General features: G+C 65.6%; 11 protein-coding genes. 3 read left to right on the forward strand and 8 right to left on the reverse strand.

What is annotated here, in order from left to right; translation table 11 throughout:
• Positions 1–27: 27 nt before the first annotated feature.
• From FGU64_RS19955 to FGU64_RS19990, 8 genes are all read right to left on the reverse strand, one after another.
• Positions 28–1,746, reverse strand: coding sequence for a peptidase M14 (locus FGU64_RS19955; protein ID WP_139954733.1), 1,719 nt, complete (start codon positions 1,744–1,746; stop codon positions 28–30).
• Complete coding sequence (locus FGU64_RS19960; protein WP_136358455.1) at positions 1,743–2,597, reverse strand: ABC transporter permease; 855 nt, start codon at positions 2,595–2,597, stop codon at positions 1,743–1,745. Before FGU64_RS19960 ends, FGU64_RS19955 begins: the two co-directional genes overlap by 4 nt.
• 1 nt (position 2,598) lies before the next feature.
• Positions 2,599–3,522, reverse strand: a complete 924-nt coding sequence (locus tag FGU64_RS19965; RefSeq protein WP_139954734.1) for an ABC transporter permease — start codon at positions 3,520–3,522, stop codon at positions 2,599–2,601.
• Between the two features lie 61 nt (positions 3,523–3,583).
• Positions 3,584–5,113 (reverse strand): ABC transporter substrate-binding protein, encoded by a 1,530-nt coding sequence (locus tag FGU64_RS19970; protein ID WP_139954735.1) that lies wholly within the window; start codon positions 5,111–5,113, stop codon positions 3,584–3,586.
• 26 nt (positions 5,114–5,139) lie between these two features.
• The gene (locus FGU64_RS19975) at positions 5,140–6,954 is read right to left on the reverse strand and encodes an ABC transporter ATP-binding protein (RefSeq protein WP_139954736.1); all 1,815 of its coding nucleotides are present in this window, start codon (positions 6,952–6,954) and stop codon (positions 5,140–5,142) included.
• Positions 6,951–8,708, reverse strand: coding sequence for a biotin carboxylase N-terminal domain-containing protein (locus FGU64_RS19980; protein WP_139954737.1), 1,758 nt, complete (start codon positions 8,706–8,708; stop codon positions 6,951–6,953). The genes FGU64_RS19975 and FGU64_RS19980 overlap by 4 nt, the downstream gene beginning before the upstream one ends.
• Entirely contained in the window at positions 8,705–10,369 is a 1,665-nt protein-coding gene (locus tag FGU64_RS19985; RefSeq protein WP_348639772.1) for an urea amidolyase family protein, read from the reverse strand. The genes FGU64_RS19980 and FGU64_RS19985 overlap by 4 nt, the downstream gene beginning before the upstream one ends.
• A complete protein-coding gene (locus FGU64_RS19990; protein ID WP_139954738.1) occupies positions 10,366–11,142 on the reverse strand; it encodes a 5-oxoprolinase subunit PxpA in 777 nt (258 codons plus the stop codon). Before FGU64_RS19990 ends, FGU64_RS19985 begins: the two co-directional genes overlap by 4 nt.
• A 304-nt stretch (positions 11,143–11,446) precedes the next feature.
• On the opposite strand from FGU64_RS19990, the gene FGU64_RS19995 reads away from it, so the two are divergent.
• The 3 genes from FGU64_RS19995 to FGU64_RS20005 all read left to right on the forward strand — a co-directional run bounded on the left by FGU64_RS19995 (position 11,447) and on the right by FGU64_RS20005 (position 14,107).
• A complete protein-coding gene (locus tag FGU64_RS19995; protein WP_246671162.1) occupies positions 11,447–12,166 on the forward strand; it encodes a GntR family transcriptional regulator in 720 nt (239 codons plus the stop codon).
• A 214-nt stretch (positions 12,167–12,380) separates the two neighbouring features.
• Entirely contained in the window at positions 12,381–12,932 is a 552-nt protein-coding gene (locus FGU64_RS20000) for a MaoC family dehydratase (RefSeq protein ID WP_139954739.1), read from the forward strand.
• A 2-nt stretch (positions 12,933–12,934) separates the two neighbouring features.
• A complete protein-coding gene (locus tag FGU64_RS20005; protein ID WP_139954740.1) occupies positions 12,935–14,107 on the forward strand; it encodes a CaiB/BaiF CoA-transferase family protein in 1,173 nt (390 codons plus the stop codon).
• Positions 14,108–14,118 lie beyond the last annotated feature (11 nt).

The raw sequence follows: 14,118 nt of genomic DNA on the forward strand, positions 1-14,118 counted from the left end.
CGTCAGGGCGGGGCGCCGGCAGCAGGTTCAGGCCTTCGGCGCGCAGATCTGCCAGGCGTCATAGGCTGCGACGACCGTTTCCGCCTGCGCCTTGTAGCCGGCTACCAGAGCGTCGCCGTAGATCGTCTCGTCGGGATATTCGGTGATCAACGTCACCGGCACGCTGGAGCGCTCGTCCAGCGAACAATGGCATGGAAAGCCGTTGATCATCTGGAACCCTGCATCGCCGGCATGGATTTCGTAAAGGGCAATCTGCCTGCGGTTGAGGTCGGCGAGGCCCGGCACCTTGCCCAGTCGCCTGGTCACGCTATCCAGCATCGTCATGGCCGGCTCTTCCCATCCCTGATGGTAGCGCAGGATAAGGAAAAAACCCTTCGGCAGCGTCCACATCTCGAAGCCGCGCGGAATGTATCCCATCAGCGGCCGGGTCCATTCGTGCGACGGGTAGCCGTGCAGGTTGACATGCAGTGTCGCACCGGTGAGGCGCTGGGCGACAGCTCGGATTTCCTTCTCCCACAGCTTGTCCGATGACCGGTATTCCAGGTCGTCGCCCAGCGCGGTGTAGCGCGCGGCGTGGTGCATGTGGTTCGGGTTATCGCGGCACAGGCGCTGGTGCAGCGCATAGCCGTCCGGGTTTTCGACCGGCGAAACGGTGAAATGCGCGTTGGGCTTGCTTGTCAGCGCCTGTCCGCCGAACAGCGCGCCGAGCACCCCGGTCACCTCGTTCGGATGCTGCCCGCCGCTAACCATGACCGGAACGTCGCTCCCCGACACATGGTGCGCGACGATCCTGCGGCCGCCGACCGAGCGCACGTCGAACGGTGTGCCGCCCACCTTCTTCAATTCGGCCGCGATGCGCGCGAAACCCGGTGCCGAGCGTATGGGTTCCGAAGGCCGGTCGTTCGCCTTGGTCGCGAAGCGGCGGATCGGCCGCACCTCGACACGCGCGCTGATCTTTTCTCCTCGACCGACGACCATCGGCACGATGCGGCCGGGTTGCAGCGTCCGGTCTCCCGGCGCGCGGCCGGAACGCCTATGGAAGACGTCCAGAAGCGTGAAATAAAGGTCCTCGTGCAGCGCCTCCCTGAGGCTCACGGCTTCCTGCTGGAAGTCGAGCGGCTCGTCTTCGGCGGGAAAGGCGACGTCGACGGCGAGTTCAGGAAAGAACGGTTCGCTCTCCGGCCAATCGGCCGTCGTCGCCGCCGTGCAGATCGCCTCGAACAGGCGCTCGTAGTCCGTCTCCAGCCGTTCGCCGGGACCCTTGCCGTCGCGGATGATCCAGCCTGTCGGCGATACCGTCGGCCGGTCCTGCGCGTCGCCATGCAGCCGGTTGGGCGCCAGCACCGCATGGGTCTCCCGCCGGCCATCCTTGAAACGCAAGTCGACGTCGTAGACGAAACCATCGCCCTGCCGTGGCTCGAAAGCGAGGTCGACGCCTTCGAGCAGGCCGGCAAGAGGATAGGCCTCCAGCCGGAACCGGTTCGCCGCGGCCTGTTTGTGGATTGGATAGGCGATCCTTGCGGCGACCAACTCGGTACGCTCGACCTCTTCCAGGAAGAAATGAAGCAGCGGCTTGTAGGCGCTGCGGCAGCGCGCGGAAATGCCGGCCTTGGCGAAACGCGCCTCGGCCTCGCGGCGATGCCTGCGGTCGTCGAACGTCCACAGCTCCAGTGTGGAGGTGCCGCGCTCAGCCTTGAGGACGGTATCCAGCGTGCGCTCGAAGCGCTTGTCGAGCAGCACGGTCATCGCGACGTCCTTCCGGTCGGGTCGAGACTGTCACGCAGCCAGTCGCCCAGGAGATTGAGGCCGAGCACGGTCAGCAGGATGGCGAGGCCGGGGAAGACACTGACCCACCATGCCGTCTGCAGATAGGTGCGCGCATCGGCCAGCATGCCGCCCCAGCTCGGAATGGTCGGGTCGACGCCGAGGCCGAGGAAGGTCAAGCTGCTTTCGAGCAGGATGTTGTTGGCGAAGTTCAGCGTTGCCAGCACGATCACCGGACCGAGCAGGTTGGGCAGCAGATGGCGCAGGATGATGTTGCGGTCGGCCACGCCGATGGCGCGCGCCGACAGGATGAATTCGCGTTCGCGCAGCGACAGCACCGACCCGCGGACGAGGCGGGCATATTGCACGCATTGTGACACGATCAGCAGGACGATGGTGTTGATCAGGCTGCCGCCGAGGATGGCGAAGAAGGTGATGGCAAGCAGGATGAAGGGCAGGGCGAGCTGCACGTCGACGAAGCGCATCAGGAGTGCGTCCCAGGCGCCGCGATAGTAGCCGGCGACCAGCCCCATCGCCACGCCGACGAAGATCGAGCCGACCACCGAGGCGAAGCCGACGACGAGCGAGACCTTGCCGCCGGTCACCACGCGCGCCAGCACGTCGCGGCCGAGCGGATCGGTGCCCAGCACATGCGCGAAGCTCTGGAACGGTGCCGTCAGGCGAGCGGCGAGGTCGATCTTGGTGCCGCCGTCGGGAAACAGGAGCGGCGCAAACAGGACGGCAAGGCAGATCGTGCCGAACAAAAGGATGCCGACGACGAACTCCATCGCCTTGAAGCGGTTGAGACGCCCGGATGTCGTTGCATTGGCCATGTCACTGCGTCCTGATGCGTGGGTCGATCAGCCCGTAAGCAAGATCGATCAGAAGGTTGACGCCGATGATGAGAGCCGAGAGCACGGTGATGACGGATTGCAGCACCGGATAATCGCGCGCGGCGACCGCGTCGAAGGCGAGCGTGCCCATGCCCGGCCAGTTGAACACGCGCTCGACGACGACGATGCCCCCGAGCAGGCCGCCGAACTGCACGCCGAGGAACGTCAAAAGCACGATGGCGCAATTGCGCAACGCGTGCTTGTAGAGCACCTTGGTTTCGCTCAGGCCCTTGGCGCGGGCGACCATGACATATTGCGAGCGCAGCGTGTCGAGCATGGTGGTGCGCACGAGCCGCACGTTGGTTGCCGTCAAGATCAGCCCCATGGTGACGGCCGGCATGATGTAGCTGGAAAAGCCGTCATAGCCGGACGGCGGCAGCCATTGCAGCGCGATGGCGAACAACAGCACCAGCATCGTCGCCAGCCAGAAATTCGGGAAGGACAGGCCGATCAGCGAAAAGATACGGATCGCCTGGTCCGGCCATTTGCCGCGCGTTGTGGCGGCTTTCACGCCGAGCGGAATGGACAGCATGATGGAGACGAAGAGCGAAGCGAAAGCGAGCGTCAGCGTCGCCGGCAGCGCCGTGCCGATCAGTTGCGATACCGGCGTGCCGCCGACGAAGCTGCGGCCGAAATCGAGCGTCAGCAACCCTTTGAGGAAACCGAAATACTGCACGTAGAACGGCCGGTCGACGCCGAGCGCGACTCGGATGCGCTGCAGGTCCGCCTCGGTGACGGTGCCGCCGCCCTGCGCGCTGATCAGCGCCGGGTCGCCGGTGAGGCGTATGGCGAAAGCGACGACCAGCGTCACCACGAGAACGGTGAAGATCGCCTGCAGGATGCGTTTGGTCAGAAAGCCGATCACGGGGCCGCTCCGATTTGGGAAGGACGCCGCGCAGGGTGCGCGGCGTCCGCAGTGGTCACGCCTAGTCGACGGTCACTTCGTTGAGCTTGATGCGGTTGTCGGGAGCGGGCGTGAAGTTCTTCACCCGTTTGTTGACGCCGTAGATGGCGTTGGAATTGTAGAGCGGCAGTTCCAGCGCCTTGTCGTTCACATAGGCGGCGATCTGCTTAAGCACCTTCTCGCGCTCGGCCGCATCGGTCATCGGCCGCTGCGATTCCAGGAGCTTGTCGAGTTCGGCGTCCTTCTCGTAGGGGTTCCACTTCTCGCCGCTGTGATACATCGAATAGGCGGTGTTGTCGTAGTCGAAGGTCCAGCCGCCCCACTTCTGCTGGAACAGCGCGCCCGTCTTGCCCTGCGGGATGATGTCGTTGAGCAGCACGTTCAGCTCATAGGGCTTGATGGTGGGGTTCAGGCCGACGGCCTGCAGGTAGCTGCTCACTGCCTGCGCCACCTCGTTCATCGTCGCGTCATTGCCGCGGATGTCGATCTGCAGCGGCGCGCCCGGCTTGACGCCGGCCTCGGCCAGAAGCTTCTTCGCCCCTTCCGGATCGAAGGGCAGGCCCTTGAGGTCCGGATCGTAGCCGAGCGAGAGCGAGCTTTGGAAGCTGACGATCTCCGAGGCCTGGCCGGCAAGGATGGCATCGACGATGGTTTTGCGGTCGACGGCCATGATGATCGCCTTGCGCACGCGCACGTCGGCGGTGATGCCGTCGCGGGTGTTGAAGCGCAGCGCATCGACCGTCGGCCCCGGAACGCTCATCAGTTCGAGGCGGGAATCGCCCTTGATGGTCGGCACCATCGAGATCGGGATGATCGGCGGCACGACGATGTCGACGCGGCCTGCCTGCAATTCGGCGACGGCGGTGGCCGGCTCGGTGATGAACTTGTAGTCGAGTTCGGAAATCTTCGGCGCGCCGCCCCAATAGTCCGGGTTCGCTTCGAGCTTCACACCGATCTTCGGCTCATAGGAGATGAACTTGAAGGCGCCGGTGCCGACCGGGTGGGTGTTGAAGTAATCCTCGCCCTTTTCCTTGATGTAGTTCGGCGGCACGATCATGGCGCCATAGCCGGCGAGCTTGGTCAACAGCACCGGATCGGGGCTCTTCAGGATGAAATCGACGGTCGAGGGATCGACCACCTCGACCTTTTCGATCGCCGCGTAGTTGGATTTCTGCGGCCCCTTCGAGCCTTCGTCGCCGAGCAGGCGGTCGAAGGTGAATTTCACGGCGTCGGCGTTGAAGGGCTCGCCGTCGTGGAACTTGACGTTCTGGCGCAACTTGAAGGTGATCTTCTTGCCGTCGTCCGACACCTGCCAGGATTCGGCCAGGCCAGGCACCAGCTTCAGGTCCGGCCCGCGATAGGTCAGGCCATCGAAGATGTTCGTCGCTACGGTCGCCCAGGCCACCAGGAAGATGTCGACCGGGTCCCAGCTGCCGGGGTCCTGAGACAGCGAAACCGTCAGCTTGCCGGCGGCGAGGGACGGCGAAGCGGCAATGAGGGCGGTGGACATTGCCAGCGCACCGAGCAGCGATCGGGTTAGTTTAAGTGTCATGCGTTGGTTCCTCCTGTGGATTGTTCCTAACCGGCGACGAAATGGCCGGTTTCGATCTCGCTCATGGTGACGATGGCCGGTTCGTCGCCGACCGGGCGAAGCGGGCTCGGGATCTCGCCGGTGGGGACCGGCGTATCGCGGCGGACCGTGGGATCGGCGACCGGAACCGCCGACAAGAGCCTTTTGGTGTAACTGTGCGCGGGCGTCTCGAATACCTGCCTGCGTCGGCCGAGCTCGACGATCTGGCCGAGATAGAGCACGGCGACACGGTGGCTGATCTTCTCCACCACCGCCATGTCATGGCTGATGAAGAGATAGGCCAGGCTGCGCTCGGCCTGCAGGTCCATCATCAGGTTGATGATCTGCGCCTGGATCGAGACATCCAGCGCCGACAGGGATTCGTCGGCGACGATGAGTTCCGGATCGCAGGCGAGCGCCCTGGCGATGCAGACGCGCTGGCGCTGGCCGCCGGAAAACTCGTGCGGATAGCGGCCGGCATGCGCCGCCGTCAGGCCGACGCGCTCCAGCAACTCATGCACCTTGCGCCTGGCATCGGCGGCAGACATCAGCCTGTGCGTCAGGATCGGTTCGGCGATGGAAAAGCCGGCGGTCTTGCGCGGGTCGAGAGACTCGAACGGGTCCTGGAAAATGTACTGGATCTTCTGCCGCAGTGCGTGACGCTCGGCCTTGTTCAGGTCCGTCAGCTGGCGGCCGCGGAACGAGATCGTGCCCGAGGTCGCCGCCTGCAATTGCTGGATGGTGCGCCCGATGGTCGACTTGCCCGATCCGGATTCGCCGACGAGTGCCAGCGTCTCGCCCGGATAGATGGAGAAGCCGACCTTCTCGACGGCGTGGACGCGATGGCTGACGCCGCCGAACAGGCCGCGCTTGACGTCGAAGCGCACGACAAGGTCGCGCACTTCCAGAAGCGGCGCCGCGTCGTAGCGGGCAGTATCCTGGATACGCTCCTCTTCGGCCGCGGTCGTCACGCCGTCGTCGGTTGCGGCGGTCAGCGGCGTGCGCAGGGGCAGGTCCTTGCCCTGCATGGCGCCGAGCTTCGGCACGGCGGCGAGCAGCGCCTTGGTGTAGGGCTGCACGGGCTTGGCGAAGATGGTCCTGACGTCGCCTTCCTCGACCTTGCGGCCATTTCGCATCACCACCACGTCGTCGGCCATTTCCGCCACCACGCCCATGTCGTGGGTAATGAAGATCACGCCCATGCCGAATTCCTTCTGCAGGTCGCGAAGGATGGCTAGAATCTGCGCCTGGATCGTCACGTCGAGCGCCGTGGTCGGCTCGTCGGCGATCAGCAGCTTCGGCTTGCAGGCCAGCGCCATGGCGATCATCACGCGCTGGCGCATGCCGCCTGACAGTTGGTGCGGATAGCGCTTCAACTGGCCCTTCGGGTCGGGCAGGCGCACCTTGGCCAACAGCTCCGCCGCCGCCTCCAGCGCCTGCGCGCCGGTCAGGCGCTCGTGCAGGATCAGCGCCTCGCTGATCTGGTCGCCGATGGAAAAGACGGGGTTGAGCGAGGTCATCGGCTCCTGGAAGATCATGGCGATCTCGTTGCCCCGGATCGAGCGCATCTGGTCCTGGCTGAGCGCCAGAAGGTCGACCGGTCCCTTGCTGCTTTGGAACAGGATCTTGCCGCCGGCGAAGCGGGCGCCGGCCATGTCGGCCAGCCGCATGATCGAAAGGGCCGTCACCGACTTGCCGGAACCGGACTCGCCGACGATGGCAAGTGTGCGTCCGGCCTCGACCGAATAGGACAGATTGTCGACCACGCGGCTGGCACCGAATTCGACGCTGAGGCCCTCGATCGACAGGATCGGATTGCTCATTCCTCAACCTCCGCCGCTTCGGTCGTGTCGGCATCGGCGGGCGCGATCCGCGCGATGACGGCGCCGGCAGTTTGCATCGATCCCGCCTTCGCCAGAAGCGTTATTCTGCCGCCGTGCGGCGCCGCCACGGTCGTTTCCATCTTCATGGCGTCCATCACGGCGACGACGTCGCCCGTCTCGACACGGTCTCCATCCGATACGCGCCACAGTGCGAGCACGCCCGGAACCGGCGCGTGTACGGCATTTTTGTCCGGCGTGGGCGAGGAGGGTTCGACCGGGATACCTGCTGGTCGTCCGAGCAGACCGAGCAGCGCGTCGGGAATGCCGATCTCGACGAGCCTGCTGTCGATCTCGATCCTGCCGCGCAACATGCCAGCCTCGACCACTGGCGCCGGACGCCTGCCGGCGTCCAACACCCCGGCAAAATCCGTCTCGATCCAGCGGGTGTGGATGGCGAAGCTTTTCGAGAAATCCGGATGGTCGAGCGCGGCGCGGTGGAAGGACAGGACCGTCGGCACGCCCTCGATGCGGAATTCGCCGAGTGCCCGCCGTGCCCGGGCAATGGCCTCGTCGCGCGTCGATCCCCAGACAACCAGCTTGGCTATGAGGGAATCGAACAGCGGCGGCACCGTCGAGCCCGTTTCGACGCCGCTGTCTATCCGAACACCCGGACCCGACGGCGGTGCGAACAGGGAAATCGCGCCGGCCATCGGCAGGAAGCCGCGGCCTGGGTCCTCGACGTTGATGCGGAACTCCAGCGCATGGCCGCTCGGTTTCGGCGTCTCAGTGAAGGAGAGCGGCAGGCCTTCGGCGATGCGGAACTGCTCGCGCACGAGGTCGACGCCGGTCGTTTCCTCGGTCACCGGATGCTCAACCTGGAGGCGTGTGTTGACTTCAAGAAAGGAGATCACGCCGTCGGCGGAAAGCAGGAATTCGACTGTGCCGGCGCCGGTATAACCGGCCGCCTTGCAGATGGCGCGCGCCGCCTCCTCGACGCGTTCGCGCTGTTCGTCGGTCAGGAACGGCGCCGGAGCTTCCTCGATCAGCTTCTGGTTGCGGCGCTGCATGGAGCAATCGCGCGTGCCGACGACGACGACGTTGCCCAGCCTGTCGGCCAGCACCTGCGCCTCGATGTGGCGCGGCCGGTCGAGGAACTGTTCGATGAAGCATTCGCCGCGCCCGAAGGCGGCTGTGGCTTCGCGTGTGGCGGAATCGAAAAGCTCCTCCACTTCGTCCATTTTGCGCGCGATCTTCAGGCCGCGACCGCCGCCGCCATGGGCAGCCTTGATGGCGATGGGCAGGCCGAATTTTCGGGCAAAGGCGAGTGCCTCGGCGGCGGTGGCGACCGGCCCGTCGCTGCCGGCGACCAGCGGCGCGCCGACGGCGCGGGCGATGTCGCGCGCCTGAAGCTTGTCGCCCAGCGTCTCGATAACCTTCGGGGAAGGCCCGATCCAGGTCAGGCCGGCGTCGATGATCGCTTGCGCGAACTCGGCCCGCTCCGACAGGAAGCCGTAGCCCGGATGGACGGCATCCGCGCCGGAACGCTTCGTGATGGCGATCAGCTTGCCGATGTCGAGATAGGTATCGCCCGCCTTTTGCCCATTGAGCGCATAGGCCTCATCGGCCATGCCCACGAAGGGTGCGTCGCTGTCGGCATCGGCATAGACCGCCACCGATGCCAGGCCGGCGTCCTTGCAAGCCCGGACGATGCGGACAGCGATCTCGCCGCGATTGGCGATCAGAACCTTCTTCACGACGCGGCTCCGATCTCGGCAAAGGGGCCGAGCGCGTTGAAGCGCACCTTGGCGCCGATGGGGACTTGCCCGGCAAGGTCGAGATGGTGGGCTGCCACGTTGGCGATGACCGGATAGCCGCCGGTCAGCGGATGGTCGGCGAGGAAGAGCACGGGCTGGCCGCTTGCCGGCACCTGCACGGCGCCCTGCACCGTCGCCTCACTCGGCAGTTCGCGCGTGTCGCTGCGTTCGAGAGCGGAGCCCTTCAGGCGGATGCCGACACGGCTCGATTGCGGCGTGACCTCCCAGTCCTGTGACAGGAAGCTTGCGATGGCCTGCAGCGTGAACCAGTCCGTGCGCGGCCCCAGCGTGACGTCGAGCGTCACCACCTCGCCGGCCTTCGGAAGGTCGGGATGGATCGTCTGAACTGTCGAGACGAGCGCACCCATCGGCGCAGCCAGAACATCGACACGATCACCTGTCGTGAGCGCGCGCGGCCCGATCTGCGCCAGCGTATCGCCCGAGGCGCTGCCCAGCACCGGCTCGACGGCGAAGCCGCCGCGCAGGGCCAGATAGGAGCGGAAGCCATGCGTCGCCTCGCCGATCGAAACCGTGTCGCCGTCTTCCAGTGCCATGGCTGCATCGTTGGCCGCGGCGAGGGTGGCTCCATTCGCCGCCTCGATGGTGATAGAGGCCGGTGCTCCGGTCAGCGCCATGACGCCGGCGCCCTTCATCCTGAAACGAAACCGGCCGAAGGTGATTTCGAGCGCCGCCGTGTCCGGTGGGTTGCCGACCAGCCGATTGGCCGCCTTGAGGCTCGCCTTGTCGGCGGCGCCGGAGATGCTGACGCCCTGGCTGGCCTGTCCGGGGCGCCCGAGATCTTGGAATAGGACCGGAAAGGCAGCGTCGAGGATGTGCATCTGCGCGGCCGCGATCTCCTTGCCCGCCACTTGCCTCGACGCCTTGCGCCGGTGCGCGGCGATTGCCGTAGGGCGGTGCGATCCAGCCATGTCGACAAAGCGGACACGATATCCCGGTTGCAGGATCGTGGCCGGATCGCGCCCCAGATCGAACATTGCGAGCGGCGTAGAACCAATCAGCTGCCAGCCGCCGGGGCTGGTTTTCGGATAGACGCCGCTGAATGCTCCCGCCAGTCCCACGGCTCCCGCCGGCACCTGCGTTCGCGGTGTCTTGCGGCGCGGAACGTCGAGCAGCGGATCGCCACCGGCGAGGTAGGCGAAGCCGGGCGCGAAGCCGGTGAAGGCAACTGTGTAGTCGGCGGCCGTGTGGCGTTGCACGACTTCCGCCTCGCTTATTCCCAGCAGTGCGGCGACCTCGGCAAGATCCTCGCCATCGTAGCGAACCGGAATTTCGACCAGCGGGCCGGTCGCTGCCGGGGCGGTCGAGAGGTCGCGGCCGGAAATCTCATCGACCAGACGTGCTGGCGGCAACTGGCTTGGGTCGAACGCGACGAGCAGGGTGCGCGCCGCCGGGATGAGTTCCGAAATCCCGGCAATCGGCTCGTTCTCGAGCGAAGCAAGCAGGGCGAGCGTCGTTTCCAGATCGGGGAGTTCGACGAGGATACGGCCTGCGCGGACGGGAAGAAAGCGCAGTACCGGGTGCCGGCCGGCGATCGGCGAGCCAGCGGCTCCAGCAGGCGATGTTTTCGCCAGCGCGGTCACCGCGCCTCGGCCTTGCCGGAAAACGGCTGCACGGACAGGCCGGCTTCTTCCAGCCCGGCCCGCAGGCGCCGGGCGATTGCCACAGCGTCGGGGCTGTCGCCATGGACGCAGACGGATTGGGCTTCGATGGCGACGTCGCCGCCGTCGATCGACCGGATGACGCCCTCCTTGACCATGCGCACGATCCTCTGCGCAATCTCCTGCGGGTCGTGCAGCACCGCGCCCTTCTGGCGCCGGGAGACGAGCTGGCCATCGGTTGTGTAGGTCCGGTCGGCGAAGGCTTCCGCCACGACGGTCAGGCCGGCGGCGCGGGCCTGCGCGATCAGCGGCGATCCCGCCAGCGCCATCAGGACAAGACCGGGATCGACGCTGCGGATGGCGGTGATGACGTCGCTGGCCTGCCGTTCTTCGTGGGCGATGGTGTTGTAGAGTGCGCCGTGCGGCTTGACGTAGGTGACGGTCGTGCCGGCCGCCGCCGCCAGACCCTTCAGCGCGCCGATCTGGTAGATGACGTCGCCGACCAGCTCTTCGCTCGACGGGTCCATGTTGCGGCGTCCGAAGCCGGCAAGGTCGCGGTAGCCGACATGCGCACCGATGGCGACGCCGCGCCGGCAGGCAGCCTCGAGCGTGCGCAGGATTCCGGCAGGGTCGCCGGCATGGAATCCGCAGGCCACGTTGGCGCTGCTGACGATGTCCAGCATCGCCGCGTCGTCGCCCATCGTCCAGGCGCCGAAGCTTTCACCCAGGTCGCTGTTGATGTCGATTACCGGCATGACGGGGCTCCATCGCGGCAAAGGCGGCCTTGGGGCATCCGGAGCGAGCGGCTGCAATCAGGACAAAAAGCGTGAATGCCGATGAGCGTCACCGAACGGACCCCTCCCAAGGTCTCCATCTCTCCTGGCATCCCTTAGCAGAAAGTGACTGGCTTGTCCATATTGTTCAACAATCTTATCATAGTAGTATACAATATGGGAAGCGACGGCCGCCTATTTGGTGGGCTGTGTTCCCGGACCGGGTTGAAGCGGGGCCGGTCAGATCGTAAGTCTCGGCTCGGCCGGTTCCTCGGAGATCGGCGCCATGATGGAGCGCACAGTGACTGCTCGCCCTGACGCCGATGCGGCCGGTTCGCTCTCTTCCCTTGTCGAGCGGCAGGCGACCGGCGTCGCCCAATCCCACCGCATCGCGGCACGTCTTCGCGAGCGCATCGTCGCCGGCACGCTCAAGCCGGGTGCGCATCTTTCCGAAGCGGCGTTGAGTGAGGAACTGGACGTCTCGCGCAACACCTTGCGGGAGGCGTTCCGGGTGCTTGCCAAGGAAGGCATCCTGAACCATGAGGTGAACCGGGGCGTGTTCGTCTCGATCCCGAGCACGCAGACCATCGTCGATGTCTACCGCGTGCGGCGGCTGGTGCAGTGCGCGGCGTTGGCCCAGGGTTATGCCGGGCATCCGGGCGCCGTCCGCATGCGCGCCGCCTTGCAGGAAGCCGAGCGCTGCCGCGGCATCGGCGACTGGCTCGGTGTCGGCAGCGCCGACATTGCCTACCACGCGGCCATCGTGGAACTGGCCGACAGCCCGCGTCTTTCGGCCTTCTTCGGGCAGGTTCTTCTGGAACTGAGGCTCGTCTTCGGCCTGCTGCCGAATGCCGAGCATCTGCACGCGCCCTTCGTCGATCGCAACCGGGCCATTCTGGGCCTGCTCGAGGACGGCCGGTCAACGGAAGCCGCACAGGCGCTCGAGACCTATCTCGGCCAGGCCGAACGCCTCATCCTCTCGGCCTATTCGCCCCTCTCGAAATAGACCGCGCGACCGCTCGCCCGTCGCGATCGATGTGTCTTGAGCCGTGCATTCGGCCGCGATGGCACGCCGCCTTGCGCTGCCGGTTTGTTCGCTTGCCTTTCAAACTCATATGTGAATATGATCTTCACAAGAGAAGATCGGGAGGATCGATCATGCGATCGCGCGGCGTCACGCCGGTGCGATGCATGCTTTTCCCGCAGCGGATGGACAAGTCATGACCAGCTTCGCACCGACCGTTGGCGTTGCCTCCACTCATCCCGCCGATATGCCGGCCGATCATGCCGGCCTGCCGGTGTGGAATGCCGAGAACTGGTTCTACGAGGACTGGCCGGTCGGCCAGAAGATCCGCTCCTTGCGCCGCACCATGGCCGAAGGCGACAGCCATCTTTTCAATGCGCTGGTGCTCGACATCCACCCTTACGTGCAGGATCAGATGTTCGCCGAGCGCGAAGGCATTTTCGGCAAGCGACTGGTTGCCGGCGCTTTCGTCTTTTCCGCCGGGCTCGGCCTCGTCGCCACCAACTGCGTCAACGCCTTTTCCTATGGCTACGACAAATTGCGCTTCATCAAGCCGGTCTTCATCGGCGACACCATCTATTCGATCCGCACCAACCTGGACAAAACCCCTCGCTACAAGGAGATGGGGCTGATCCGCGCCAGCTACGAGGTGTTCAAGGGTGAGGGCGAACTGGTGCTCTATTGCGAGCATCTGCAGACGGTTAAGTACAGGAATCCGGCTGATTTCGCCGGCAAGACGGAGAAGTGACGATGGCCGCCGCTGACCTGCCGCTCGCCGATCTGCCCCTGGCCGGTCTCGTCGTTGTCGACATGAGCCAGTTCCTGTCGGGGCCGTACTGTTCGCTCAGGCTTCTCGACCTCGGCGCCCGCGTCATCAAGGTCGAGCGGCCGGACGGCGGCGACCTGTCGCGCCGGCTCTATCTCAGCGATACCGAGATCGGCGGCGATTCCACCATCTTCCACGCCATCAACCGGGCCAAGGAAAGCTTTGCCGTCGACCTGAAGAACGAGGATGATCTGGCGGCCTTGCGCGGCCTGCTCGCCCATGCCGACGTGCTCATCCAGAATTTTCGCCCGGGCGTCATCGAGCGCCTCGGCCTCGACTATGAGCACGTCAAGGCGCTCAACCCGCGTCTGGTCTATGCCTCGATCAGCGGCTACGGCGAGGAGGGGCCATGGGTGAAGCGGCCGGGCCAGGACCTGCTCGCCCAGGCGCGTTCCGGCATCATGTGGCTGAACGGCGACGAGGAGCAGGGGCCGGTGCCGTTCGGCCTCGCCGTCGCCGACATGCTGGCTGGCGCCGCCTGCGCGCAGGGCATCCTCGCCGCACTGGTGCGGCGCGGTATCACTGGCAAGGGCGGCCATGTCGAGACGAGCCTGTTCGAGGCGTTGATCGATTTCCAGTTCGAGGTGCTGACCACCCACCTCAACGATGGGCAGCGCCTGCCGCGCCGCTCCTCCTTCCGCAGCGCCCATGCCTATCTGGCAGCGCCCTACGGCGTCTATCCGGCCAGCGACGGCTTTCTGGCGCTCGCTATGATGCCCATTTCGAAGCTCGCCGATCTCTTGCAGATCGAGGCGCTTGCGCCCTATCGCGACGAACCCGCGACCTGGTTCACCGCGCGCGACGAGATCAAGGCCATCATCGCCAGGCGCATCGCCGAGAAAACCGTCGACGAATGGCTGGCGATCCTGGAGCCCGCCGACGTCTGGTGCGCCAGGGTTCTGAACTGGCGCGAGATGCTGGACAGCGACGGCTTCAAGGCGCTCGACCTGTTGCAGACGGTGACGCGCGAGGACGATGTCGCGATCCACACCACGCGCTCGCCGCTGAGGGTCGACGGCGTGCGGGCAAAGGTCGAGCGGGCGGCGCCGCGCATCGGCGAGCACAGCGAAAAAATCCGCATGGAGTTCGGCCTGTGAGCGGCGTGCGC

It is taken from the genome of Mesorhizobium sp. 8, assembly GCF_006351905.1.
Lineage (GTDB): Bacteria > Pseudomonadota > Alphaproteobacteria > Rhizobiales > Rhizobiaceae > Mesorhizobium > Mesorhizobium composti.

Excerpts from the sequence above, each read along its gene's own strand:
- FGU64_RS19955 (WP_139954733.1), bottom strand. The coding sequence starts at position 1,746 with ATGACCGTGCTGCTCGACAAGCGCTTCGAGCGCACGCTGGATACCGTC.
- FGU64_RS19960 (WP_136358455.1), bottom strand. The coding sequence starts at position 2,597 with ATGGCCAATGCAACGACATCCGGGCGTCTCAACCGCTTCAAGGCGATG.
- FGU64_RS19970 (WP_139954735.1), bottom strand. The coding sequence starts at position 5,113 with ATGACACTTAAACTAACCCGATCGCTGCTCGGTGCGCTGGCAATGTCC.
- FGU64_RS19975 (WP_139954736.1), bottom strand. The coding sequence starts at position 6,954 with ATGAGCAATCCGATCCTGTCGATCGAGGGCCTCAGCGTCGAATTCGGT.
- FGU64_RS19990 (WP_139954738.1), bottom strand. The coding sequence starts at position 11,142 with ATGCCGGTAATCGACATCAACAGCGACCTGGGTGAAAGCTTCGGCGCC.
- FGU64_RS19995 (WP_246671162.1), top strand. The coding sequence starts at position 11,447 with ATGATGGAGCGCACAGTGACTGCTCGCCCTGACGCCGATGCGGCCGGT.
- FGU64_RS20000 (WP_139954739.1), top strand. The coding sequence starts at position 12,381 with ATGACCAGCTTCGCACCGACCGTTGGCGTTGCCTCCACTCATCCCGCC.
- FGU64_RS20005 (WP_139954740.1), top strand. The coding sequence starts at position 12,935 with ATGGCCGCCGCTGACCTGCCGCTCGCCGATCTGCCCCTGGCCGGTCTC.